Below are 24,259 nucleotides of genomic sequence, written 5' to 3'. Positions count from 1 at the left end.
GACCCGCCGGACATGGCGACGCCGGGCAGCCACGGGGGGAGCCGCCCGGCGTCGGTCCGTCGCTCCGACGGGGGATGCGGAGCGCGTACGCAGTATGTCACGAGGGATAGGGCGCGGTGCACCGGAACTGCGCGATTGATCTGAGGTTTTCTTGAGCTTGCGAAAACCTGGCAGGTCAGCCGCGCTCGCCGCGTCCAGGTTCGCTGATATGTCCGAGGTCCTCCGGGACGGATTCCGCCCCACGGGAATCGGACGGCTCCTCACCGCGCCCGGCGATCAGCATCGGACGGGGCGGGGTCGGGATGAAGGTGGTGGGCAAGGAAGTGGCGTTCTCCCGGCCCGCGTTGGCGATCACCACCGCGATGTACGGAAGCACCGCGCCGAGCACCAGGGCCACGATGGCCACATGCCGCTCCACGTTCCACAACACCGCCGCCAGCACGACCGCGACGGTCCGCACCGACATCGAGATCACATAACGCCGCTGCCGGCCGCGTACGTCGTCGGCCAGACCCTGCCGGGCTCCGGTGATCCGGAAGACCTCCGTACCGCCCTGCTTCCGCATCACGTTCCACCACCTGCTCGCCGAGCGGGCATCCCCCGCTCTGGGACGTACTCAACGTTACGCCGCGCCTGCTGTCGGTTCGAGACCGGGGCGTCCTGACGGGTGTCGTCCTGGGTGCGCCAGAAGGCGTACCGGCCCTCCGGCGTGCGCCGTATCCGAAGTGGCCGAACACTGGAAGGGATGTGCGTCCCTTCGCATCCCTTCGCCGCGTGTCAGGAGGCGACATGAACTGGCTATGGGCGATCATCGTCGGTCTGATCCTAGGTGTGATCGCCAGGGCGATCCTGCCCGGCAAACAGGCCATTCCGCTCTGGCTCACCTGCATCTACGGCATCCTCGGCGGCATGCTGGGCAATGCGGTGGCCGGCTGGATCGGGGTCCGGCACACCGGGGGCTTCGACTGGATCCGGCATCTGCTCCAGCTGGCGGGGGCCGTGGTGATCGTCGCCCTGGGCACTCCGCTGTGGCACACCATCCGCAGTGGCGGACGCAGACGGGGTGTGACCTGACCGCCGGCGGCCGGGGAGCGGGGTGCGCGTCGTGAGGGTGCCCGTACGCATACGCCCGTACGCACACGCCACATACGCATCGGTTCATGTGCATACGCCCATATGCATACGGCCCATATGCGCGGCGGCCGGCGCACGTGCTGGAGACGCGCACCGGCCGCCGGTTCGGCCCCTGACGGGGGCTTTCGGGTCGTAGCGGAGCGGGCGGGCTACACCCCCCGCACCTGGGCGATCTTGCGCCCGGCCTTGAGGTAGACCGTGCCGGAGTCCGCCGTGAGCCCGGTGGACGCCAGCGTCTCCGCGATCACCTCGGCCAGCGGGCGCACCGCCTGGGCCTCGGGCAGCACCACCGACTCCTGACCGCCCTCGGTCTCGACGACCAGCCGCAGACCGTTCTGCTTGGCCACCCGGCGGGCGGCCGAGGCGCTGGGCTGGAACTCCAGCACCTTGCTCAGCACGGTCGCGATGGACTCGGCGCCGTGCTCCCCGGCGTCGACCACCGGCAGCGTCCCGACGTCGGCGAAGCTCTTCTTGGAGAACTGGGCGACGAAGCCCGCACGGGCCGCCATCGCCTTCTCGACGCCGTACAGCGCCGCCACCACCTCACCCGCCAGGACCTTCTTCAGGTCCATCGGATGCAGTGACCGGTCCTCCACCCGGGCGGTCACGGTGGCGATCTCCGCGTCCGTCCACTCGGTCCACGCCTGAAGGTACGGCTTCATCAGCCGGTCCGGAATCGACATGATCTTGCCGAAGACGTCGTCGGCGGTCGCGGACAGCGCGACGTAGTTGCCCTTGGACTTGGACATCTTCGCGCCGGTGCCGTCCGTGCCCTCGATCAGCGGCATCGTGACCACCAGCTGCGGCCGCTGCCCGCGCAGCTCCATCAGCTTGCGGCCCATCTGGAGATTGAGCAGCTGGTCCGCGCCGCCCAGCTCCACATCGCAGTCCAGGGCCACCGAGTCCAGGGCCTGCGCGATCGGGTAGAGCAGCTCGGACATGGTCAGGCCGGAGCCAGCGGCCAGCCGGTTGCGGAAGTCCTCGCGCTGGAGCAGCTGCGAGACCGGCACCTGGGAGAGCAGCCCCAGCAGCTCGGGGAAGGTGAACGGCGCCAGCCACTCGCTGTTCTGCCGGAAGCTGACCTTCTCGAAGTCGAAGAAGGGCCGGACCTGGTCCTGGTAGCCCGCGAGGTTCCGGGCGATGTCCTCGTCGGTCAGCGGCGGGCGCTCCGCCGTACGGCCCGACGGGTCGCCGATCTTGGCCGTGAAGTCGCCGATCAGCAGGGTGACGTCATGCCCCATCCGCTGGAAGCGGTTGAGGATGATCATCGGCACCACATGGCCCAGGTGCACATCGGCGGCCGTCGGGTCGATGCCCAGCTTGATGCCCAGGCCCTGGCCGGCGCCGGCGCGCTCCTCGATCCGCTTGGCCAGCTCCTCCACACCCGGCAGGATCTCGACCGTACGGGACGCGATCAGCTCGGCCTGCTCCAGCGGCGACAGGTCCGTCAGATCGAGATAGCGCCGCGAGCCCGTCTCCTCGAGCAGCCGCTCGACGGTCTTGTCGGAGGAGAGGTCCTGGGTGAGGAGCTCACTGGCGCGGGCGACGGATTCGCCGAGGCGTGTCATGGCGTTCCTGGAGATAGACGAAACGGATAGGGAAGAGATCGGGACAGGCGTGGACCAGTCTATTCGTCCGGCCGGGGCGTCCGGCCGGGGCGGCCGGTCCTCCCGAGCGGCCGGTCCTCCCGAGCGGCCGGTCCTGCCCGGAGCGGCAGGACCGGCGGCACCGGCGGCACCGGCGGGACCAGTCAGACTCCCTTGCTGACCGAGCTCATGTTGAAGTCCGGCACGCGCAGCGCGGGCGCCGCGGCCCGGTTGAAGTAGTCGCTCCACTCACGCGCCAGCGTCCGCTCGGTGCGGCCCGCCTCGGTGGCCCGGGAGAGCAGATCCACCGGGGACTCGTTGAACCGGAAGTTGTTCACCTCGCCGACCACCTCGCCGTTCTCCACGAGGTAGACACCGTCCCGGGTCAGCCCGGTCAGCAGCAGCGTCGCCGGGTCGACCTCGCGGATGTACCACAGGCAGGTCAGCAGCAGCCCCCGCTCGGTCGAGGCGACCATCTCCGCCAGCGAGCGCGTGCCGCCCGCGTCCACGATCAGGTTGTCGACCGCGGGGGCGACCGGCAGCCCGGTGAGACCGGCCGTGTGCCGCGTGGTGATCAGCCGCTCGAGCACCCCGTCGCGGACCCAGTCGGTGGCGGACAGCGGCAGGCCGTTGTCGAAGACCGACGCGTCGTCCCCGGAGGAGTGCGCGATCACGAACGGCGCCGCCTCCAGCCCCGGCGCGGCCGGGTCGCTGCGCAGTGTGAGGGGCAGCTCGGACAGCTTCTCGCCGATCCGGGTGCCGCCGCCCGGCTTGCTGAAGACCGTACGGCCCTCCGCCGCGTCCCGCGCCGAGGCGGACCACATCTGGTAGATCAGCAGATCGGCCACGGCGCTCGGGGGCAGCAGCGTCTCGTAGCGGCCGGCCGGCAGCTCGATCCTCCGCTCGGCCCAGGCGAGCCGCTGGGCGAGCTCGGCGTCGATCGCGGCCGGGTTCACATCGGTGAAGTCGCGGGTGGCCCGCCCGGCCCAGGCCGAACGCGTCCGGTCCGGGGACTTGGCGTTGACCTCAAGCGTGCCGGTCGGCTGGTCATGGCGCAGCCGCAGCCCGGTGGAGGTGCCCAGATAGCTGGAGACCAGCTCGTGGTGGGCGAATCCGTACAGCTCCCGGCCGCCCGCGCGGGCGGCCGCGAAGGACTCGCCGAGGACGGGGGCGAAGTCGGCGAACACCTCGGAGGAGGTCACGGCGGGGGAGTCGGTGAAGCCGGGCGAGACGGACGCCCCCGGACCGGCCGCCACCAGGGGCTGGGCGTCCTCGGCCGGCTCCGCTCCGCGCGCGGCCGCCTCGGCGGCCCGCACCAGCGGCTCCAGTTCCTCGGTGGTCACCGCGGACCGGGACACCACACCCGAGGCGGTGCCCCGCGCGCCGTCCACCGTGGCCACGATGGTCAGGGTGCGGCCGCGGGTGACACCGTTGGTCGTCAGGGCGTTGCCCGCCCAGCGCAGATTGGCCGTGGAGGTCTCGTTCGCGATCACCACACAGCCGTCCGCGCGGGACAGCTCCAGGGCGCGCTCGACGATCTCATGCGGCTTGGTGCTCATCGCCCGGCCTCCTGGGTGGTGTTGAGGATGTTCACGCCGCGGAACAGTGCCGACGGGCAGCCGTGCGAGACGGCCGCGATCTGTCCGGGCTGGGCCTTGCCGCAGTTGAAGGCGCCGCCCAGGACGTAGGTCTGCGGGCCGCCGACGGCCGTCATCGAACCCCAGAAGTCGGTGGTCGTGGCCTGGTAGGCGAAGTCGCGCAGCTGCCCGGCGAGAGCCCCGTTCCTGATCCGGTACGCCCTCTGCGCGGTGAACTGGAAGTTGTACCGCTGCATATCGATCGACCAGGAGCGGTCGCCGACCAGATACAGACCGTTCTCGACGTCCCCGATCAGCTGCTGTGTCGAGGGACCGTCGGGCGCGGGCCGCAGCGACACATTCGCCATCCGCTGCACCGGCACATGGCCGGGCGAGTCGGCGAAGGCGCAGCCGTTCGACCGCTCGAAACCGGTCAGCCGGGCGATCCTGCGGTCCAGCTGGTAGCCGACGAGCGTGCCGTCCTTGACCAGATCCCAGGACTGCGCGGCCACCCCCTCGTCGTCGTACCCGATGGTGGCCAGCCCGTGCTCGGCCGTCCGGTCCCCGGTGACGTTCATGACCTCGGAGCCGTACTTCAACGTCCCGAGCTGGTCGAACGTGGCGAAGGAGGTGCCCGCGTACGCCGCCTCGTAGCCCAGCGCACGGTCCAGCTCGGTGGCGTGACCGATCGACTCATGGATGGTCAGCCAGAGATTGGACGGATCCACCACCAGGTCGTACGTCCCGGCCTCGACCGAGGGCGCCCGCATCTTCTCGGCCAGCAGCTCCGGGATCTCCGCAAGCTCGGCGTCCCAGTCCCAGCCGCCCGCACCGGGCCCTCCGGTCAGATACTCCCAGCCGCGCCCGACCGGCGGGGCCAGGGTGCGCATCGAGTCGAACTCACCGCTCGCCGGGTCCACGGCCACGGCGGTCAGCTGCGGATGGAGCCGCACCCGCTGCTGGGTGGTCGTAGTGCCCGCCGTGTCCGCGTAGAACTTGTTCTCCTGCACGGTCAGCAGCGACGCGTCCGCGTGCGCGACCCCGTCGGCCGCCAGCAGCCGCTCGCTCCACTCCGCGAGCAGCCCGGTCTTGTCGGAGTCGGCCACATCGAAGGGATTGACGTCGTACGAGGAGACCCAGACCTTGTCGCTGTGCACCGGCTCGTCCGCCAGCTCCACCCGCTCATCGGACCCGGCCGCCTCGATCACCTTGGCCGACAGCTTCGCCATCGCCACCGCCTGGGAGGCGACCCGCGCCGCCGCGTCCATGGTCAGATCCACCCCGGACGCGAACCCCCACGCCCCGCCGTGCACCACCCGCACCGCATACCCCAGATCGGTGATGTCCGAGGTCCCGGCCGGCTTGGCATCCCGCAACCGGTACGCGGCACTGCGCACCCGCTCGAACCGGAAGTCGGCATGCGCGGCCCCGAGCGCGCGGGCGCGCGCGAGCGCCGCGTCGGCGAGCGCCCGCAGGGGCAGCGCGAGGAAGGACGGATCAATCTCGTGCGGCACGGGCGACTCCCCTTCGGTCGTGTAGGTGTCCGTCGGCAGTGAACCATGCCGATCCGTCTCGGGTCCGGTTAATTCGTGCCTGCAAGGCGCCCATGAGCCGAAGACGCCGCCCTCGGTGTGCTACCGGGGCGGCGTCCTCGGGACAGTGTCAGTGGTCAGCCGAGCAGGAAGACATCCAGCTCCACGCTGTCCGGCCGGCGCTCCCCGGTCGCGACGAAGAGGCGTTCGTTGAGCCAGGCCAGCCTGGGGGCGGCGGTGGCCAGACGAGGGAAGCTGCGGAAGTAGATCCGCTCCGGCGCCACCTCCTCGCCCCGGACGATGGCCGCGATGTCCTCGGGACTGCCGGAGCGGATGCCGGTGTTGTGCACCGCGATCCGCTCGCCCTCATCCGTCTCCAGGGCGTACTGGGCGTCGAGTTCGGTCAGGGTGGCGGTGCGCAGGACCTGGTTGTCGGTCCCGCCACGCAGGACGGTGCCCCGCACGTCCGGCCCTGCGAAGCGGCCCCCGGTCAGGGGCACCAGCCGACGGTGGCCGTCGGACGCCTCCCCGAGGTCGTAGGGGGCGTCCACGTGCACCGACAGGTGGGCGAAGAAAGTGAGCGGCGGAGGTGCGGGAGTCACGGTCGCCGTCCTCAGTTGACGCGGTCGGCGAAGCCCGCGGGCAGTTCCTCGGGACCCACCGCGATGACCTTCTCGTCGTTCTCGCCCACGTGCTCGAACAGGGTGATCCGGGCGAACTCCGGGACGACATAGATCGGGTAGGTGGGGCCGGCGTCCCGGTAGGCGCGCATCTCCTCCAGGTGCTCGTTCTGGTAGAGCACGGTCTTGCTGCCCTCCTGCTCGATCCACTGCGGGAAGAAGATGGTGCCGTGCAGGACCCGCCGGCCGGGCAGCACGTTGACGACCGCCGAGGTGCCGGTCGGCTCGTTCCAGGAGATCTTGTAGGCGTCGTCGGCGAGTTGCACCAGGTCGACTTCCTGGTCCTTCACCCAGCGGCCGCCGACCATGCCGGTGTGGATCCGGTAGTCGATGGTCGTGGCGTTCTTCACGTACATCTCGTACTGCCAGCCGTTGGCATAGGTGTAGATGAACCGGTGCCCGGCGATGCCGGACAGGTCCTGCGGCGGGACGGGGTTCTCGACGGTGGTCGGCGTGGCGTACCCGGTGCTCATGGTGGTGCTCCTTGCTGTGCGGTGGGCGAGGGCCGGCGGGCGTGTGGTTCAGGCCGGTCCGGTTCCGCGCCCTGGAATTCATTGTGCAACAAAACATGTTTGTCACAAAACTATGCGTCCGTGGGCCCACAATGGGGGCATGCGCAACACGGACAGAGCAGCGAGCGGTGGCGGGAAGGACGGCGGCGGTGCGCCCGGCGGCCGGGGAGTGGCCGGAGCGACCCGGGTGGCCGCCGGACTGGGCGGCCTGCTGGGCCCGCTGCGGCGCGCCGTGCTGCGCGCCACCCGCAACGCCGAGGGGCTGCCGGACCTGCCGGAGGCCCAGATCGAGCTGCTACGGGCGCTGTCCTCCGCCCCCGACGGCCTCAGCCCCGGCGCGGCGGCCAACCGCCTGCGGGTGGCGCCCTCCACCGTCAGCAACCTCGTCCGGACGATGTCCGCCGCGCGGCTGGTGGACCGGATCCGCCCCGAGCACGACCACCGGACCGTGGTTCTCACCGCCTCGGCGGATGCCCTCAAGCTGCTGGAGCGCTACGACCGCGCCAGCACGGCCGCCCTCACCCGGGTCGTCGAGGAACTGCCCGAGGCCGACCGGCTGGCCTTGGACCAGGCCCTGCCCGCACTGGACCGGCTGGTCGCCGCGCTGGAGGCCGGGGCGGGGGCCGGTGCCGAGGCTGGAGACGACGCGTCGACCTGAGCCAGCCGGTGAACTCGACGTTGACGACATCCGTCGCCGCTGACGTCTTGCTGGGGCTGTGGGCGGGGTCGAGGTAGGTGAGGAACTTTCGGAACCCGCCACCAGACCGAGGGTCCCACTGCTCGATCCGTCCGCGCATGTCGTCCGGCGGCAGCCATGCCTCAAGGGACCCAGCGGGTCCACCAACGCCCGTACGTCCTCGGGCGGCAGGTCCACCAGGTCCTCCGACCGTGGTGGACGCCCAGCGCACGCCCCCGCGGACTGCGTGAGCCCTTGGGGGAAGACCGGCAGAGTGGGCCGCCTCCGGCGGTCTCCGAGACCAGGAAGCCCGGGTTCTCCGGGCGCTGGAAGTGCAGCCGCCGCTAGCGCCGGCCCGGCCCACAGGTCAGCGATGGGTTACTCGATCTCGATGTGTGAGGCTGTCGACTGATCGAAGTAGGAGACGCGCCAGGTCTCGTCGAGCACATCGCGCAGACGGCGAGCCAACATATGGCCCCGCTCAACGAAGCTTCGCTCCGCCTCTTCCGAAGGGAATCCGGAGATCGCCGGGTCATCCCGGTTGTACGTCGCTTCGTACTCGTCTCCCCAACGATCCAGATCCTCTATGAGCTGCCTGCTGAGAGGAAGCGAGTCGGGCGCTACGTTATCCAGTCCCTGTTCAGTGATCATCCACACGGGATAGCACTCGTAATCCGCCAAAAGGCGTACCGTACGCGTCCTTGTAGCGCTCATAGGTTATGCCAATCGTGAGTGCAGGCGCCGCGATGAACCCGCCAGGCCATTTCGCCCATCCTCTGCCGTTACCTGCGCCTGCATCGCGTAACGAACCACCTCCTGCAGCACCGCTCTCTGCGTGTCCCGGTCCAGCGAAGGGAACCAGTTAACGGCTTCGTCCATGCCGCCTCAACCGCCTCAGTAATCCTTCGGATCATGAAGTCGCGCGGCGCAACCTACTGATCCACCGGCTACAGATCTCAGCGTTGATTTCGTTGAATAGCTCTGGAGTGGAAATTTCGAAAAGGAACTGGAGCAGTAAATCCTCGTGCTCTTCAGCTACCCCAATGGTGTCCAGAGAATGCACCCTCTCCGCCCATTCGGTAAGCTCCTTCGCCGTAATGTCGCCCGCAGTGTACTTTTCCAAAGCCGCGATCGCTCTCTTCGGACACAGATGAACGACCTCGTCGATTTGGCCATTTACCGGCGTCACAACCGGTAATGAAAGCAACGTATTAGCGATAACTTCCGTCGAGTCCGTATGTATTTGGTCGCCCGTGTGTCGGCTAAGGGCTGACGGTAATACGTCGCTGACGTCTTCCGGGTCCCTACCAGAAGTGGGCGCACGCTCACGAACGCTGGCGCGCTGTTCGCCGATATTATCCTGCTCTATGCTGGGTTCGATATGTTCGGTGGTTAGGTACTCGAAATATTCGACTTCGGAGCCCCGTAGGACACTTTTGTTGAGAGAGTAGAGCGGTGAAAAATCTTTGGCGTGAATGAAGCCTGTGTCTCTCAATTCGACAAGCGCGTGGAGTTGACTTTCTCTGCAACTAAGGTCTTCTTCTGTGGTTGCGGAAGAAGAGAGGACCATGGCGAGGAGCGTCGCCTCCCTTGAGTCGAACGAGTTCACCCAGTCCGTAACCGTACCGCAGGCATCTTCTCTTGCTCTTGGATCCTCTGCAAGTAGTTCCTTGACAAGGCTGATGATCCTTCTGTCGCCTACCGCCATGATATTCCCCTGGTGGACTCTTGGCATTTCTTATGGCCGTGTTTTCAGAGACCTCGGTCCTAGAAATCGCGAGGCCAAGGTATATGTGTGGCGTCGGCCGCATGCGGATCGTAGTGCGGGCTGGCCGGGTTGTGGACGTTCCTCGGATGCAGATTGCCCATCATGTCTTGGTACTTTCCGCCATATTGAATTCGATACGTCTCCCCCATGTGGGCGTGTGAACCTGCCGGTGCGTTCCCGTCCGGGCCGTGGATTCGAAGACGGACAGTCCTTCCTTCGGAGTCGACCCACTTATATTCCAGTCCGTACTGGGCTCCTCCATTCGGATCTGGCTTAAGTTCACGGACGGTCGCATGGTCCGGCACGACACTCATCGGGTCTCGACCAGTCATATCCCACGGACCTGGGCCCGTGCCAGCGGCATCTCCAGAAGGGGGGGCAGGGTCCGAGTCCGAGGGGGTCGGCCCAGGTGTGGGGGTTCTGAATGTATGTCGCGGTCGGTTTCGGGGTCGGCGTATTGGCCGGGGAATCGGAGGGGGCAGTCGGTTGAGCTGGGTGGGGCGGGGAGGGGGTGCCCCAGAGGGTGGTGCGGTGTTGCCAGGCGAGGGTGCCGTCGGGGGTGACCAGTTCGGTGGGGGTGCCGACCAGGTCGGTGATGATGGCGTGGAAGCGGGCGTCGTATTCCGATTGGGGGGTCTTGGCGGTCAGGCGGCGGAGGGTTGCTGAGGGCTCCTCCGTCGGTTCTTGCGGTGTGCGGTGCTCGGTTTGGGTTATGGGGCGGTGGGTGTCTGGGGCGTAGTCCCAGGTCAGCGTCGCGCCCTCGGGCGTCGTCTGCTCCGCCAGTCTTGTGCCGTCCCAGGTGAAGTCGATGCGGTCGGCGACTGTGCCGGTCTCGGTTGAGCGTTGTTTTGTGGTGCGGCGGCCCAGGGGGTCGTAGGTGTAGTGCCAGTGGTCGCCGTCGGGGGTTGTTGCGTCGGTGAGGCGGTCTTCGGGGTTCCAGGTGTAGGTCCAGGTGCGGGTCTGGCCGTTGAGGAGTTTGCGGGTGCGGCGGGTGAGGCGGCCCTGGGCGTCGTGTTCGTAGGTCGTGCGGCCCGCTCGGTGGATGACCGTGCCGGTGAATTCGCGGTCCCCGGGGGACGCGTGGTCAGGGGCCGTGGCGTGGGTCAGGTTGCCCGCCGGGTCGTAGGCGTAGGTCTCGGTCCAGCCGTGGGCGTGGACCGCCGTTACGCGGCCGACCGGGTCGAGGTCGAAGCGGCGGGTGCCGGAGGTCAGCTCGCGGATTTCGGTGAGGTGGTCGTCCGGGCGGTAGCCGTACGCCCGGTGTTGGATCAGGGCGTTGGCCGGGCCGGTGACGGTTTGGCCCGTCAGGCGGTCCAGGGCGTCCCAGGTCTGGGTCAGCGATACGTCGGCGCCGAACGTCCGCGAGGTTTCGCGGCCCGCCGCGTCGTACGCGAAGTGCAGGGTGTTGTCCGCCGTGCTGAGGGTCGTCGGGCGGCCTGCCGCGTCGTAGGTCCATTCCGAGTGCAGGCCGCTGGGGGTGATCCGCTGGGTGCGGTTGCCCGTCGCGTCGTACTCGTACGTCGTCGTCCGGCCGTCCACCGTTTCCGTCAGGACCCGGCCCTGTGCGTCATACGTGCGGCTCAGCTCCGCGTCCGGGTTCGTCGCCCGGGTCAGGCGGCCCGCCGCGTCGTACGCGAACGTCGTCTCCGTCGTAAGTGGCGCAGGTGGGTCAGGAATGCCTTCGCGCCTCCGGCGCTGTCGGTGCGGATGAGGATGTCGGTGCCGTGGCGGTGGGCATCGGGGATCTGGGCCAGGACCTGCTCGAGGACGGCGATGTGATCGGCGGCGGTGTTGGCCCTGGCGTTGCCCGGCGTCAGCACTCCGGCCACGGCTTCTCCGGTGTTGATTAGGAAGCACAGCAGCGGGTGGTAGCCGAAGCCGCGTTTAATAGGTGGCCGACGCTTGGCCCTTCTCGGACTAGCAGGTGACGAAGGTGGCGTCGATGTCCAGGTTCAGGCCCGCGAGGTCGCGTCCGCCCGCGTGAGCCGCAGGTATCGCAGGGCTGGAGTCGGTGGCCTGTATCCATGCGACTTCGAGGGCGGCGGCGCGGGCCGCCCGCAGTGCCGCGCGGGCGGCAGGATCGATGCTGGCCAGCAGCCGCCAGGCGGTCGGAGTGGAGGCCACCGGACCGAGCGCCTCGGCCTGATCGCGCAGTAGAGCCAGGTCCGTGATGGCCTCGCCGCCGTCGGCGAGCATCACCGCCAGATCCATCGCGATCCTTCCAGGGACGTGCCCGGTGCCGCGTGGCCACAGCCGACGCAGCGCGTCGGTGAAGGCTGCGGTCAGGCCGGTGGCATTGGCGAGATCCGCCAGCAGACGAGACCCAGCGTGGTTGATCACCCCGCGCCCGTCGGACGAGATGACGAGCTAGGCCCGTCGTCCGCAGATCACCCGTTCGTGAAGATCAATCGCATACGCTCAACCGGTGTCAAACAGAGCCGTGCGCCCGGGCGTCGCATGCTGACCGGGTTTCGATCAGCCTCAGTCAGACCCGATCGTCGATCATGGTTTTGGCCGTCACGAACGAGTGACCCGCGGTCGCTCCGCCTCTTCCGAAGGGAATCCGGAGGTCACCGGATCATATTCGCCATATTCCCGATGGACTAGGTACTCATCCATGGGTTGATAACCTGGCTCGCCGCCATTGATCAGCGGCGCGGCTGTCAGAGCCTAGCCGAACAAAATCCGCTTACGGAGTTACCCACATGGGGGACCAGTAGAGGACCTTGGTGCCGGTTTTGTCAGCCAGGAGAAGGGTCTTCCGGCCTTCGCTGCCATGTAGCTGCAGCAATCTGACGCAATCTGTCGTAACAGACTCTAGGGTTTCCAGAAGGCGGCTTATCTCTGTGTATTCTGTGGTGTCCGGGGAAAATCTATTGACCCTCCTTCTGTAAGTCCGCTTAAGTGACTCGACACCCACTTCTGATTGTGCATCGTCCACTCTCTGCGTGTCCCCGATGAGCGACAGAAACGAGGAATCGATAACGCCTCCTCGATTGATCGCCCTTTCGATAGCTTCAAGCAACCTGGACATTGCCGGCTCTTCCCGTCGTTGGTGGATATCAAGGTTCCGGATATTTCGCCTCTGATTAGTATCTCACCTTCGCCGTAGATGTCAGGTGGCTCGAATATTCATCAGCCGCGTCCACTGCTACGCCGCAGAAATCAGTGGTCCATGAGGTGAACTCGCTGTTTGTGTTGCCTCCACGTCGGAGGTCCCGGTCGGCTTGGCATCCCGCAACCGGTACGCGGCACTGCGCAGCCGCTCGAACCGGAAGTCGGCATGCGCGGCCCCGAGCGCGCGGGCGCGCGCGAGCGCCGCGTCGGCGAGCGCCCGCAGGGGCAGCGCGAGGAAGGACGGATCCATCTCGTGCGGCACGGGCGGCTCCCCTTCGTCGCGTACGTTGTGTGGTGTCCGTCGGCAGTGAACCATGCTGACTGGGGCCCGGGGCGCGGTGCTTGCCGTTGCGCTCTGCGTGGCGAAAGGACAACGGCCGCCCCGGTTGCCCAGGGCGGCCGAACGGGTGGTTACGCGCCGAACTCTTCAGCCGTGAGACGGCCGATGAACGCGTCCCACTGGCGTATGGGGAAGGCGAGTTGCGATCCGTGGCGGTTCTTGGAGTCCCGTACGTGGACGGTGTCGGGCGTGGCGGCCACCTCGACGCACATGCCGCCCTCGCCGCTGCTGTAGCTGCTCTTGAACCACGACAGCTCGGCCTGCTTGTTGGTCATGTTTCTCCCCGCAGCTTCTCGATGAACTCCAGCGACTCCCGTGGCGGGAGAGCCTGGGCCCTGATGATCCCGTAGCGCTGTTCGAGCGTGCGGACCGCTTTGCGGTCCGTCAGCAACCTGCTGATGTCCTGGACCTCTGCGTAGGCCATCATCTGGCGCCCCTTGGGTTCCAGCAAGGCGAAGGGGCCGCCCGCTCCGGCATGTTCTTCCCGCCGTGTCGGCATGACTTGAAGCTCTACGTTGCGCATCTGGCCGATGCGGAGCAGGTGTTCCCACTGCGCGCGCAGCACGGATGCTCCGCCGCACGGCCGGAGCAATACCACCTCTTCGATCACGAAGCTCATGACGGGCGGGGGCTGTCGGGTGAGGAGTTCCTGCCGGGCCAACCGGGCGGTGACCCGTTGCTCGATGGTTTCCTCGTCCAGTATGGGGCGTTGCATGGTGAAGACGGCGCGAGCGTAATCAGCGGTCTGGAGCAACCCGTTGATCACCTGGTTCTCATACGCGTGGAACTCGGTCGCCTGCGCCTCCAGCCGTGCCGCGCCCCGGAAGAAGGCCGGGAGCTGTATGTTGGCGACTTCCTCCTTGGCCGCTCGCAGTACCCCGAACGCCTCCAGAGCCTCGTCCGCCGCGTCCAGGAAGTCCGGCTGTGGCACCCGGCGTCCCTGCTCGACGGAGGAGACCTGCTCCTCGCTGTACCCGATCGCTTCCCCCAGCTGCGCCTGTGTGACCCCTGCCCGTTCGCGGAAGAGCTTCACCTGCCTGCCGATGCACTTGGCGATGTCACCTGCCATGCGCCCGCCCACCTCCTTGCGCCAGAACGCCCCGCCGTCCCTCGGCGTCACGGCATGACTCCCGTACGGGCACCCGAAGTGCCCGTACCGCGACTCTGCGTACCCGCCGCCCGTCTGGTCAGGCTAGGCACGCTTCGCCACGCTCGGTGACGTGAATGGCGAAAATCCCCCTAGCGGTACGTTCGAGATGTTCTTCACCTCTTCCCGGCGCGGTGCCCGGCTCGCCCGGTGCCTCGTTGTCCGCAGACTGGAGGAGTGGGGCATCCCCCGGGACAGCGACGCCTCGCAGGGCCTGGCCCTGATCGCGGGCGAACTCGCGGCGAACGCCGTGAGCCATGGGCATGTGCCCGGCCGGAACTTCCACCTGCGGCTCAGCGTGCAGCCGCCGCTGGATCGCGACGGGCGTCCCGGCCCCGTATCGGCCCGTATCGAGGTGTCCGACGCTCGTGACGAACGGCGGCCTGTGCTCCGGGAGTGCCAGGACGAGGCGGAGTGCGGGCGCGGGCTGCTGCTCGTGGATGCGCTCGCGTCGAAGTGGGGGGTGGCGGAGCGGGGTGTCGGTAAGACGGTGTGGTGCGAATACGCCTTGGCTCCCGTCGGGTGCCGGTCGCAGCAGGTCACGGGAGACACCGGAGCCGGCGGTGCGCGATGATGGGGGCACAGAGGAGCAGGCCCGCCGTGGTGAAGGAGCGTCGGCCGTGGAGTATGCACGTCTACGGGAGATCGCGGAGCGGCTCGCCGAGCACGCCCCGGACCCGTTCCGGGGCTACGAGATCAGCGGCGACGAGATCGTCATGATGATGTCTCCCTCGCGGCCGCACGAGTTCATCGCCCTGCGTATCCGCCAGCAGCTCGACCGGCAGATCCCGCCTTTCCTGGTCGCCCACACGGGCGGTGAGGTGGAAGACGCCTCCCTCGGGAAGCTCCGGCGCCCCGATCTGATCGTCGTTCCTGATGCGGTGTTCGCCGAGAACACGATGGCACCGTTCCACCCTCGCGATGTCGCCCTGGTCGCCGAGATCGTCTCGCCGTCGAACCACTCCACCGACTACGTCGAAAAAATGCACGACTACCCGGCGATGGGCATCCCGCTCTATCTCCTCGTCGACCCACGGAAGGGCACGATCGCGGCCCTGTCCGATCCGGGGCCGGGGCTCGGCGGCGAGGGCCCCCGTTACCGGACCCGTAGCGATTACGCCTTCGGCGACGAGGTGACCATCGGCGACTGGACCCTCGCGACCACGGACCTGCGGACTTATCCCGAGGACCGCTGACCCGCCGACCGCCGGCGGCGGCCGGCAGCCGCTCGCTCCACGAGGCTGCGGGTGGGGTGCGCAATTCCTGTCTGGGCTGGGACTTCAGGATGCCGCCTGCGGTTGGCGGTGCGCGGGCAGCCCGCTGTCCGTCAGCAAGCTGAAGACCTCTTATGCAGGGGCCCCTGTCGGCATGCACCGGCTCGTCCGCTAGCTCCACCCGCTCATCGGGCCCCGCCGCCTCGATCACCTTGGCCGACAGCTTCGCCATCGCCACCGCCTGGGAGGCGACCCGCGCCGCCGCGTCCATGGTCAGATCCACCCCGGACGCGAACCCCCACGCCCCGCCGTGCACCACCCGCACCGCATACCCCAGATCGGTGATGTCCGAGGTCCCGGCCGGCTTGGCATCCCGCAACCGGTACGCGGCACTGCGCACACGCTCGAACCGGAAGTCGGCATGCTCGGCCCCGAGCGCGTGGGCGCCGCATCGGCGAGCACCCGCAGGGGCAGCGCGAGGAAGGACGGATCAATCCCGTGCGGCACGGGCGACTCCCCTTCGGTCGTGTAGGTGTCCGTCGGCAGTGAACCATGCGGTTGCGGTCTGGGGCGCGGTAATTGCCCCCACGAGCCGGCGCGGCGCGAGCAGCTCGCCGGCCAGGCCCGACAGCGTCAGCCTGGCGCATAGATCAGCGATATGGGGTCATTCGATCTCGATCTGTGAGGCTGTCGACTGATCGAAGTAAGAGACGCGCTAGTTCTCGTCGTGCGTCAAGCAGGTCAAGAAGTTTCTGGATTTCCTGTTGCTGCACGTTACTCCAGCGGTCTGGGAGGCGGGTGCCGTCCCACGCGAGGTGCCGGGTTCGGCGTATTCGGCCGTCAGGTAGTCAACGTATTCGACTTCTGAGTCCTGTAGAACGCTCCTGCTGAGAGAGGAGAGCGGTGAAAAGTCCTTGGTGTGAACGAATCCCGTGTCACTTAGTTCGACAAGGGCGTGGAGTTGGCTTTCCCCGCGACTGAGGTCTTCTTCTATGGTGGCGGAAGAAAAGAGGATCATGGCGAGGAGTGTGGCTTCCCTTGGGTTGAGCGAATTCACCCAGTCCGCGACCGTGCCGCAAGCATTCTCTCTCACTCTTGGCGCCTCTGAAACGAGTTCTTTGACAAGGCTGATGAGCCTTCTGTCGCCTACCGTCATAGGTTCCCCTCGGTGGGTGGTCATTCCCTGAAGTGACGGAGGTGAGTCATTGACAGCCAATTAAGCGTTTCCAAAGTTCCCTTGGAGGCCGGCCTTAGGCTTGGGGGCTGCGGTCTGGGATCAGCAGCGCGCTGGACAGCTCGACGGCGATGTCCGGCAGTACACGGCTCGATCCGATGCACTGAGGGGTGAGCCCTCCAACGCGATGTGGTGTATGCCTTGGGCTAGCGGAGATGGAATGCGTTTTCTGGAGCCCAGGAAGGACCCATAGCCACTATGTTCCCTCCTGTCTCCTGTTGACATAGCGAGAAATGATGTTTGACGCACCCTTCGCCCCGGCGCGTTCGGATAGGAATTCGTCGAGAAGGGAGAAGAGGGCAGCGACTGCTTTCGAGTTGGATTTCGCATCGGAGGAATAGTCGCCTGCGCCGAATTGTTCGGCTACCTTCAACACCAATGATGGCCAGGCAACGTTTGCTTCAGTCCCTGCCTTCAAGGCGAGCCATTCTGGAAATCCGACAAGCAGCCCCCAATCGTTACCGGCATCACATCCTGTAATGAAAGCGACGTATTGGTGATAACTTCCGTCGAGACCGTATGCATTTGGCCGCCTGTGTGTGTCGGTGAAGAGCTGACGATAATCCATCACTGACGCCTTTCCGGCTGCTTAGGGGGCGGGGTCGAATCTAAGATATTCGCCATATTCCCAATGGGCTAGGTACTCATCCATAGGCTCTCCGTGTCGCCCGGTCCAGGCATCGTACACTCGGCCATTCTTTACGAGGACATCATGATGACCCCAGAAGCTATCTTGACCTCGATATTTGCCAAGCTGGGGGGCGCCCATGGAGTCAGTGATGCGCATTCTCTCGCCGCCGATTCTCTTTTGGATCTCTCGGGCGACGTCCTCACATCCGCTGCTCCCGGGAATGCTTTCGACCGGCTTGGTCTGCCAGGCCTCCCCGAGATCGTCGCAATCAGGCGCGAGGCCGAGCGCATCTGATGAAGCGAAGGGATTGACAACGTAGGAGTGATGATTAGGGGCAGGGGCAAGCCCAAGGGGGTCAGGAGCGGTGTAGCGGGCGGTTTCGGGGTCGTAATACCGAAAGTAGTTGTAGTGGAGGCCGGTTTCGGGGTCGGCGTATTGGCCGGGGAATCGGAGGGGGCAGTCGGTTGAGCTGGGTGGGGCGGGGAGGGGGGTGCCCCAGAGGGTGGTGCGGTGTTGCCAGGCGAGGGTGCCGTCGGGGGTGACCAGTTCGGTGGGGGTGCCGACCAGGTCGGTGATGATGGCGTGGAAGCGGGCGTCGTATTCCGATTGGGGGGTCTTGTCGGTCAGGCGGCGGAGGGTTGCTGAGGGCTCCTCCGTCGGTTCTTGCGGTGTGTGGTGCTCGGTTTGGGTTATCGGGCGGTGGGTGTCTGGGGCGTAGTCCCAGGTCAGCGTCGCGCCCTCGGGCGTCGTCTGCTCCGCCAGTCTTGTGCCGTCCCAGGTGAAGTCGATTCGGTCGGCGACTGTGCCGGTCTCGGTCAGGCGTTGTTTTGTGGTGCGGCGGCCCAGGGGGTCGTAGGTGTAGTGCCAGTGCTCGCCGTCGGGGGTTGTTGCGTCGGTGAGGCGGTCTTCCGCGTTCCAGGTGTAGGTCCAGGTGCGGGTCTGGCCGTTGAGGAGTTTGCGGGTGCGGCGGGTGAGGCGGCCCTGGGCGTCGTGTTCGTAGGTCGTGCGGCCCGCTCGGTGGATCACCGTGCCGGTGAATTCGCGGTCCCCGGGGGACGCGTGGTCAGGGGCCGTGGCGTGGGTCAGGTTGCCCGCCGGGTCGTAGGCGTAGGTCTCGGTCCAGCCGTGGGCGTGGACCGCCGTCACGCGGCCGACCGGGTCGAGGTCGAAGCGGCGGGTGCCGGAGGTCAGCTCGCGGATTTCGGTGAGGTGGTCGTCCGGGCGGTAGGCGTACGCCCGGTGTTGCAAGAGCCGCTCCGCGCCGGAAGCGTGGGTGAGGGACTGGGTTGTCAGGCGGTCCAGGGCGTCCCAGGTCTGGGTCAGCGATACGTCGGCGCCGAACGTCCGCGAGGTTTCGCGGCCCGCCGCGTCGTACGCGAAGTGCAGGGTGTTGTCCGCCGTGCTGAGGGTCGTCGGGCGGCCTGCCGCGTCGTAGGTCCATTCCGAGTGCAGGCCGCTGGGGGTGATCCGCTGGGTGCGGTTGCCCGTCGCGTCGTACTCGTACGTCGTCGTCCGGCCGTCCACCGTTTCCGTCAGGACCCGGCCCTGCGCGTCATACGTGCGGCTCAGCTCCGTGTCCGGGTTTGTCGCCCGGGTCAGGCGGCCCGCCGCGTCGTACGCGAACGTCGTCTCCGTCCCGTCCGCCGTGCGGGTGGCGATCGTGCGGCCCAGTGCGTCGCGTGTGTAGGACAGGGTTTCGCCCGCGCCGTTGGTCCGGGATGTCAGGCGGCCTGCCGCGTCGTGTTCGTAGGTGAGTGTGCGGCCGTTGAAGTCCGTTTCCGAGACGACCTGGCCCGCGCCGTCGTACGTGTATGTCCACGTCCGGCCCTGCGGGTTCGTCACCGTCGTCAGGCGCAGCTGTGTGTCGTACGCGAAGGCGTACCTCGCCCCGTCCGGTTCCGTCCGGGTCGCCGAGAGGTCGAAGTGGGTGTGGGTGTGGCGGGTGGTGTTGCCCGCCGGGTCGGTGTGTTCGAGGAGGTTGCCCTCGGCGTCCCAGGTCCACGTCTCGCGGCTGCCGTCCGGGCGGGTGCGCCACGCCGGCTTGCCCTCGATCGTCCAGCCCTGGCGGGTGATGTGGCCCAGGGGGTCGGTGACGCGGGTGATGCGGCCGTGGGTGCCCCGGCGGACGGTGGTCGTGTTGCCCAGTGCGTCGGTGATCTTCACCGGCAGGCCCGCCTCGTTGCACACCACGTGCACGGTGTGGCCGAGTGCGTCCGTGACCGACGTCAGGTTTCCCGACGCGTCGTACGCGTAGTGCGTCTGCGCGCCCGTCGGGTCCGTCGTGCGGATGCGGTTGCCCCGGTCGTCGTACGCGTGGCGCCACACCGCGCCGTCCGGTTCCCGGATCTCCAGCGGGTGGCCGTACGTGTCGTAGGTGGCCGTGGCCGTCGTGCCGTCCGGGCGGTCCACGCGTATCAGGTGGCCGGAGTCGTCGTACGCGTAGCGTGTGGTGTGGCCCAGGGGATCGGTCACCGACAGCGGCAGGCGGCGCGGCCCCGGGGCCCACTGGGTGTGGGTGGTGTGGCCCAGGGCGTCGGTGCGGGCCACCGTCCGGTACGCCTCGTCGAAGACGTAGGTGATGCGGTGGCCGAGCGAGTCGGTGTAGACGGTGGTGCGGGACGCCTCGTCGTAGTGGAAGCGGCCGGTCATCATGTCGTCCGAGCCGATGGTGCGCAGCACGCGGCCCCGGTGGTCGTAGACGTAGCCGAAGCTGGTGCCGTTGCGGTCGGTCCACGAGGTGATGCGGTGCTGGTCGTCGTAGGTGAACCGCATCGGCTCGGCGGCGGAGTTGTGGACCTCGGTCAGATCACCCGCGCCGTTGTAGCCGAAGGAGACCAGCGTGGTCCCTCCCTCGGCGTCGCCGACGCCCAGCAGCCGCAGCCCGGTGACGCGCATCAGCTCCGGGTCGGTGTCGATCGCGATGCGGTACCCGCCGGAGTGCGTCACCTCGCGCGGGGTGCCGTCCTCGTCGTAGGTGAAGGTGATCGAGCGGCCGTTGCGGTCCTCGACCAGCGTCAAGGGGAGCTCGTTGCCACCCAGGCCGCCCAGCGGGTCGAAGTGCAGTGTGCGGGCCTGCTCGGGTATCTCGACCCGCATCGTGCCGCCCGCCGTGCCGTCCCAGTGCAGCGGCCAGCGCGGGCCCCGCACCGGATACGTGTCCTGGCCGGGTGTCGGCACGCCGTAGCGCAGCACCATGCCGTCGGCCGCGACGAACACGATCCCGTTCGCGTCCAGCTCCAGCCGCTGGTCGAGCGTGGCCGCCCAGGTGCGGCCGAACCAGCCGCCGCAGGTGTGCCCGGAGACGAAGGTGCGCTCCAGGACCAGGGGCAGCGCCCCGGGCAGGGACACGTCCGTGGCCGGCATGACCATCTCGCCGGTCGCGACGTCGACCGGGTCGTTCTCGCAGGGTCTGTCGCGCGTGTGCTGGTCTTGGCTGCCCTCGCTGTCCGCCCGGCCGGACGCCTCGCCGTCCCGGCCCAGCGCCTGCTTACGGGCCGCCAGCCGCTGGGCGGCGGTCTTGCCCGACTGGAGCTCCTTGCGCAGCGCGCTCGCACCGCCCGTGGCCAGGGCGAGCAGCAGTGACGGGGTGATCTCGCCCGCCGCGCGCAGCGGGTCCTTGGACCACATGTCCCAGTTGGTGACCGCCTTCGCGAACTCCTTGGGGTGCTGGGCCGCGTACGCCGCGCCGTCCACCATGCCGGCCAACTGCATCGCGAAGTCGTTGACGTCGCCCTTGAGGAGCGAGGCGGGGAGCTCGGCCATGCCCAGGATGCCGTGGTGGACCTTCCATAACCCGTCCTTGAAGCCGTCCCCGACCTTCTGCCAGTTGCTCGGCTTGTCGGGGGCCTTCTCCGCCGCCGTGTCGATCTTCTTCTTCGACGCGTCGACGACCAGCTGCAACTCCTCGATCAGCTTGTCCAGCCGACCGACACACTCGTCCATCGCGGCGATGCCCGGATCGGTCTCCGAAGGCTTCTCCGGCAACTCCTCGTCGCCGCGCGAGACCGCGTCGTTGTAGGCCTCGACCTTCTTGCTGTGCGACCTCGACGCCGACCGCGCCGCGTCCGCGTCCTCGATGATCAGCTCACAGCTCTTCTGCACCGAGCGCAGCTTGGTCGCGTACGCCGCCAGCGCGCTCGCCGCATGCGTGAACTGGTCGTGGCCCGAGGTCAGCTCCTTCGGCAGCCGGTCGACCGACTTGCGGAACTCGCTGGCGCCCTTGCCCGACCAGTCCGCCAGCTCCAGCGGCCGCAGCTTGTCCTTGCCGTCCTGGAAGGCGCCCGCGTACGCGCGCAGCTCCAGCACCAGGTCGTCGATCTGGTCCGGATCGCCGGGGATCAGGTCCTTGGGCTCGGCGCCCGCCGGTATCCGTATCTGCGGGGCCCGCCCCGCGTCCGGATCGCCCATCAGCTCTCGTCCTCGTACTCACGCAGCCACTTGCGCGACAGCTTCGACAACCCCGTGTCCTCCGGGCGCTTCTCCATCTCCGGCGCGCCCACGTTGTCCCACGACCACTTGCCCGCCGCGCCGTTCGGCAGCTTGGCCATGTTTTCGTCCGAGGGCCAGAAGTTCTTGATCTGGAGCAGCTCCGCCAGCATGTACCCGGCCACCGCCTCGTACAGCCGCTCCACCACCACGTCCGCGTGGTCGGCCAGCTCGCCCATGCCGAAGCCCCACGCCTTGATGAATCCCTTGCCCGACTCCAGGAGTTCGGGCGCGCCGCAGTGCTGGAGGTACGTCGTCAGCTTCTCCTGGCCGTTCTTCACCGCCCGCGCGCCGATGACCGACTCCTCCAGCGGGCTGATCAGCCCCTTCACCGACTCGATCTCGATCTTGTAGCCGTCGGCGCCCTCGTTGCCGCCGTATTTGCCGTCCTCGCCGCCCTCGCTGGGAGCGCGGTTCACATTCCGCGCGTCGGGATCAGCCATGGCCGGCCGCCTCCTCCCCGTGCCCCTCCGCGTCGCGCAGCGTCCGCGCGTCCAGCAGGAAGGGGTGCTCGCCCAGCGGGTCCACCAACGCCCGTACGCCCTCGGGCAGCAGGCCCACCAGGTCCTCGGCCGTGGTGGACGCCCAGCCGCACGCCCCCGCGAACAGCGCGAGCCCTTGGAGCGAGGTGAAGACCGGTACCAGTGGGCCGCCTTCGGCGGTCTCCGAGACCAGGAAGCCGGGGTTCTCGGGACGCTGGAAGTACAGCCGCCGCTTCCGCAGCGCCGCCCACTTCTCGCGCTCCGGCATGCGCGCGGCGGCCTCTTGTCGTACCAGGTCAGCCAGCGTCTGACGGCCGCTCCGACCGGGCGGCCGACCGTTCCCTCCCCCAAACATGAGGGTTATCTTCGCACGGGTGACCGACACCGCCGGTGACCGCCACACCGCTCTGCGCGATGACCGTCATCGCGTGGTGTCCAGGCCGCCGAAGAGGTCGGTCAGGACGGCTGGTCCGCCCTCGCTCCGGTGTCACCGGGCGCGGTCTGTCTCCCGGCCCGACGTTGCCGCTCGTGGTGCCGACGGGCCTTGAGCCGGTTGCCGCAGGTTTTCATCGAGCACCACCGCGCGGTGTTGGCACGGCTGCGGTCGACTAGAAACAGGTGACAGTCGCTGTTCGCGCACGGTCGCAGCCTGCCCGGCGAGTCCTCCTGCATGCGGGCCCAGGCGAGGATCAGCCCGACGGCCAGCCGGCGCTCCGCCTCGACCTCCAGAATCCACTCCAGGCCGTCCTCGCTCACTCGGGGCACCTTGCGGGCGCCTGCGACGAACGGGGCCAGGACCTCCGGTCCGTCCTCACCGCGCACCACCGTCTGCAGGACGTCACGGGTCTTCCTGAGCCACTCCCGCTCCGCGGGGCCGCCGTCACCGCCGTGCCGTGCCGCCCACTGGCGCAGTGCGGGGTCCTCCAGCCACAGGTCGCGCGGAACCCCGTCCACTACGGGGGTGCTGTTGAGCGCTTCGAGCAGCGCCTCCTCGCTGGGCATCCGACCCTTCCTCCGTCTGTAACCAGCTTGTAGCGCTTGACAGGTTACACGCTCAGGGTCAGCCTATGAGGAACCGACCTAACCACACAGAGGAACTAAAGGGGTTACCCATGGCTGAGGTGCGACACCGCTACACCTCCGTGCTCGGACATCGCGTGTTCTACCGGGAAGCCGGCCCCGCCGACGCTCCCGTCATCGTCCTGCTGCACGGATATCCCACGAGCTCACGCATGTTCCGGCAGCTGATTCCCGCACTGGCCGACCGATTCCACGTCATCGCCCCCGACCATCTGGGGTTCGGGCAGTCCGCCACGCCGCCGGCCGACGAGTTCGCCTACAGCTTCGACGCTCTCACCGACGTGACCGACGCATTCCTCACCGAACTGCGCCTGGAGCGGTACGCGCTGTATGTGCAGGATTACGGCGCTCCCATCGGGTGGCGCCTGGCACTGCGACACCCTCACGCCATCACCGCGATCGTCACGCAGAACGGCAACGCCTACGACGAAGGATTCGTCGCCGACTTCTGGGCCCCCATCTGGGCCTACGCGCAGTCGCCGAGCCCAACGACGGAAGCCGCGCTGCGTGCGGCCCTGAGCGAGGAAGCCATTCGCTGGCAGTACCTGCACGGTGTCGCCGAACCAGAACTGATCGACCCGGACACCTGGGCTGCCGACCACCGTGAGATCTCGCGCCCCGGCGTCGACCGGATCCAACTCGACCTCTTCCGTGATTACGCCACCAACCCGCCCCTCTATCCCCAGCTCCACGCGTACTTCCGTGCCACCCAGGTACCGCTGCTGGCCATCTGGGGCGCGGAAGACAAGATCTTCGGTCCCGACGGAGCGCGGGCCTTCGCGAGGGACCTCGACAACGCCCAGATCCGGCTGGTGCCGGGCGGAGGGCACTTCCTCCTCGAAAGCCACCTCGACACGGTCGCCGACGCGATGCGCGCCTTCCTCGAGCAGCAGCCTTTGCCGCCCGCAAGCCGCGGGTGAACGGGGCGGAGATGACGGCGCCCCAGCTGCGCCCCAGCTGCTCTTGAACCACGACAGCTCGGCCTGCTTGTTGGTCACCTTTCTCCCCGGGCGGGATTCCGGTCCGGGCCGCCGGGGTGTCGAGCACGGACGCAGGTACGGTCA

25 protein-coding genes and 3 pseudogenes are annotated in these 24,259 nt (G+C 67.9%); 5 read left to right on the top strand and 23 right to left on the bottom strand.

The genetic code is table 11. The features are described from left to right. Positions 1–175: 175 nt before the first annotated feature. Positions 176–565, bottom strand: a complete 390-nt coding sequence (locus tag N6H00_RS10080) for a DUF3099 domain-containing protein (RefSeq protein WP_268971251.1) — start codon at positions 563–565, stop codon at positions 176–178. Between the two features lie 224 nt (positions 566–789). Between N6H00_RS10080 and N6H00_RS10075 the strand changes: the two genes are divergently transcribed. Beyond that, a complete protein-coding gene (locus N6H00_RS10075) occupies positions 790–1,074 on the top strand; it encodes a GlsB/YeaQ/YmgE family stress response membrane protein (RefSeq protein WP_268971250.1) in 285 nt (94 codons plus the stop codon). A gap of 209 nt (positions 1,075–1,283) precedes the next feature. Here the strand turns inward: N6H00_RS10075 and tyrS are convergent, their stop codons facing one another. The 5 genes from tyrS to N6H00_RS10050 all read right to left on the bottom strand — a co-directional run bounded on the left by tyrS (position 1,284) and on the right by N6H00_RS10050 (position 6,982). Beyond that, a complete protein-coding gene (tyrS, locus tag N6H00_RS10070; protein ID WP_268971249.1) occupies positions 1,284–2,702 on the bottom strand; it encodes a tyrosine--tRNA ligase in 1,419 nt (472 codons plus the stop codon). A gap of 182 nt (positions 2,703–2,884) precedes the next feature. Then, positions 2,885–4,279 (bottom strand): metallopeptidase TldD-related protein, encoded by a 1,395-nt coding sequence (locus tag N6H00_RS10065; RefSeq protein WP_268971248.1) that lies wholly within the window; start codon positions 4,277–4,279, stop codon positions 2,885–2,887. Further along, the gene (locus tag N6H00_RS10060) at positions 4,276–5,811 is read right to left on the bottom strand and encodes a TldD/PmbA family protein (RefSeq protein WP_268971247.1); all 1,536 of its coding nucleotides are present in this window, start codon (positions 5,809–5,811) and stop codon (positions 4,276–4,278) included. Before N6H00_RS10060 ends, N6H00_RS10065 begins: the two co-directional genes overlap by 4 nt. Positions 5,812–5,966: 155 nt before the next feature. Beyond that, the gene (locus N6H00_RS10055; RefSeq protein ID WP_268971246.1) at positions 5,967–6,431 is read right to left on the bottom strand and encodes a DUF3237 domain-containing protein; all 465 of its coding nucleotides are present in this window, start codon (positions 6,429–6,431) and stop codon (positions 5,967–5,969) included. A gap of 11 nt (positions 6,432–6,442) precedes the next feature. Further along, the gene (locus N6H00_RS10050; protein ID WP_268971245.1) at positions 6,443–6,982 is read right to left on the bottom strand and encodes a phenolic acid decarboxylase; all 540 of its coding nucleotides are present in this window, start codon (positions 6,980–6,982) and stop codon (positions 6,443–6,445) included. 139 nt (positions 6,983–7,121) lie between these two features. Here N6H00_RS10050 and N6H00_RS10045 point away from each other — a divergent pair, with 139 nt between their 5' ends. After that, the gene (locus N6H00_RS10045) at positions 7,122–7,679 is read left to right on the top strand and encodes a MarR family winged helix-turn-helix transcriptional regulator (RefSeq protein WP_268971244.1); all 558 of its coding nucleotides are present in this window, start codon (positions 7,122–7,124) and stop codon (positions 7,677–7,679) included. Positions 7,680–8,075: 396 nt separating this feature from the next. On the opposite strand, the gene N6H00_RS10040 is transcribed toward N6H00_RS10045, so the two are convergent. From N6H00_RS10040 to N6H00_RS10005, 10 genes and pseudogenes are all read right to left on the bottom strand, one after another. Beyond that, a complete protein-coding gene (locus tag N6H00_RS10040; RefSeq protein WP_268971243.1) occupies positions 8,076–8,348 on the bottom strand; it encodes a hypothetical protein in 273 nt (90 codons plus the stop codon). A gap of 66 nt (positions 8,349–8,414) precedes the next feature. Then, on the bottom strand, positions 8,415–8,576 hold the full coding sequence (locus N6H00_RS40485; protein ID WP_443072923.1) for a DUF5958 family protein: 162 nt from the start codon (positions 8,574–8,576) through the stop codon (positions 8,415–8,417). A 31-nt stretch (positions 8,577–8,607) separates the two neighbouring features. Then, the gene (locus tag N6H00_RS10035) at positions 8,608–9,405 is read right to left on the bottom strand and encodes a hypothetical protein (RefSeq protein ID WP_268971242.1); all 798 of its coding nucleotides are present in this window, start codon (positions 9,403–9,405) and stop codon (positions 8,608–8,610) included. Between the two features lie 59 nt (positions 9,406–9,464). Continuing rightward, complete coding sequence (locus tag N6H00_RS40480) at positions 9,465–9,779, bottom strand: polymorphic toxin type 30 domain-containing protein (protein ID WP_443072922.1); 315 nt, start codon at positions 9,777–9,779, stop codon at positions 9,465–9,467. A gap of 64 nt (positions 9,780–9,843) precedes the next feature. Continuing rightward, positions 9,844–11,109: pseudogene (locus N6H00_RS10030) on the bottom strand (type IV secretion protein Rhs); the annotation flags it as partial. Beyond that, positions 11,076–11,285: a hypothetical protein gene (locus tag N6H00_RS10025; RefSeq protein WP_443073199.1), complete on the bottom strand. Its 210-nt coding sequence runs from the start codon at positions 11,283–11,285 to the stop codon at positions 11,076–11,078. The gene N6H00_RS10025 and the pseudogene N6H00_RS10030, both read right to left, overlap by 34 nt. Positions 11,286–11,382: 97 nt before the next feature. Continuing rightward, on the bottom strand, positions 11,383–11,805 hold the full coding sequence (locus N6H00_RS10020) for a hypothetical protein (RefSeq protein WP_268971241.1): 423 nt from the start codon (positions 11,803–11,805) through the stop codon (positions 11,383–11,385). A gap of 868 nt (positions 11,806–12,673) precedes the next feature. Then, positions 12,674–12,844: pseudogene (locus N6H00_RS10015) on the bottom strand (TldD/PmbA family protein); the annotation flags it as partial. 149 nt (positions 12,845–12,993) lie between these two features. Further along, complete coding sequence (locus tag N6H00_RS10010) at positions 12,994–13,197, bottom strand: DUF397 domain-containing protein (protein WP_268971240.1); 204 nt, start codon at positions 13,195–13,197, stop codon at positions 12,994–12,996. Next, the gene (locus N6H00_RS10005) at positions 13,194–13,991 is read right to left on the bottom strand and encodes a helix-turn-helix domain-containing protein (RefSeq protein ID WP_268971239.1); all 798 of its coding nucleotides are present in this window, start codon (positions 13,989–13,991) and stop codon (positions 13,194–13,196) included. The genes N6H00_RS10010 and N6H00_RS10005 overlap by 4 nt, the downstream gene beginning before the upstream one ends. 151 nt (positions 13,992–14,142) lie before the next feature. Between N6H00_RS10005 and N6H00_RS10000 the strand changes: the two genes are divergently transcribed. Beyond that, on the top strand, positions 14,143–14,643 hold the full coding sequence (locus tag N6H00_RS10000; protein WP_268971238.1) for an ATP-binding protein: 501 nt from the start codon (positions 14,143–14,145) through the stop codon (positions 14,641–14,643). A gap of 46 nt (positions 14,644–14,689) precedes the next feature. Further along, positions 14,690–15,265, top strand: a complete 576-nt coding sequence (locus N6H00_RS09995; RefSeq protein ID WP_268971237.1) for a Uma2 family endonuclease — start codon at positions 14,690–14,692, stop codon at positions 15,263–15,265. 163 nt (positions 15,266–15,428) lie between these two features. On the opposite strand, the pseudogene N6H00_RS09990 reads toward N6H00_RS09995, so the two are convergent. The 7 genes and pseudogenes from N6H00_RS09990 to N6H00_RS09960 form a co-directional block, all read right to left on the bottom strand. Continuing rightward, a pseudogene (locus tag N6H00_RS09990) lies at positions 15,429–15,790 on the bottom strand (PmbA/TldA family metallopeptidase); the annotation flags it as partial. 208 nt (positions 15,791–15,998) lie between these two features. Then, positions 15,999–16,439 (bottom strand): hypothetical protein, encoded by a 441-nt coding sequence (locus tag N6H00_RS09985; protein ID WP_268971236.1) that lies wholly within the window; start codon positions 16,437–16,439, stop codon positions 15,999–16,001. A gap of 274 nt (positions 16,440–16,713) precedes the next feature. After that, positions 16,714–17,085, bottom strand: a complete 372-nt coding sequence (locus N6H00_RS09980) for a hypothetical protein (protein ID WP_268971235.1) — start codon at positions 17,083–17,085, stop codon at positions 16,714–16,716. A gap of 21 nt (positions 17,086–17,106) precedes the next feature. Continuing rightward, the gene (locus N6H00_RS09975; RefSeq protein ID WP_268971234.1) at positions 17,107–21,555 is read right to left on the bottom strand and encodes a putative T7SS-secreted protein; all 4,449 of its coding nucleotides are present in this window, start codon (positions 21,553–21,555) and stop codon (positions 17,107–17,109) included. Beyond that, on the bottom strand, positions 21,555–22,076 hold the full coding sequence (locus N6H00_RS09970) for a hypothetical protein (protein WP_268971233.1): 522 nt from the start codon (positions 22,074–22,076) through the stop codon (positions 21,555–21,557). The genes N6H00_RS09975 and N6H00_RS09970 overlap by 1 nt, the downstream gene beginning before the upstream one ends. Then, positions 22,069–22,383 carry an SseB family protein gene (locus N6H00_RS09965; RefSeq protein WP_268971232.1) on the bottom strand — a complete coding sequence of 105 codons (315 nt, stop codon included), beginning with the start codon at positions 22,381–22,383 and terminating at the stop codon, positions 22,069–22,071. Before N6H00_RS09965 ends, N6H00_RS09970 begins: the two co-directional genes overlap by 8 nt. Before the next feature lie 188 nt (positions 22,384–22,571). Then, positions 22,572–23,117, bottom strand: a complete 546-nt coding sequence (locus tag N6H00_RS09960; RefSeq protein WP_268971231.1) for a CGNR zinc finger domain-containing protein — start codon at positions 23,115–23,117, stop codon at positions 22,572–22,574. A gap of 110 nt (positions 23,118–23,227) precedes the next feature. Here N6H00_RS09960 and N6H00_RS09955 point away from each other — a divergent pair, with 110 nt between their 5' ends. Continuing rightward, positions 23,228–24,115: an alpha/beta fold hydrolase gene (locus N6H00_RS09955; RefSeq protein ID WP_268971230.1), complete on the top strand. Its 888-nt coding sequence runs from the start codon at positions 23,228–23,230 to the stop codon at positions 24,113–24,115. Positions 24,116–24,259 lie beyond the last annotated feature (144 nt).

This window comes from Streptomyces sp. S465, from assembly GCF_026898115.1.
Lineage (GTDB): Bacteria > Actinomycetota > Actinomycetes > Streptomycetales > Streptomycetaceae > Streptomyces > Streptomyces luomodiensis.
This window is presented reverse-complemented; position numbering and strand designations above follow the sequence as displayed.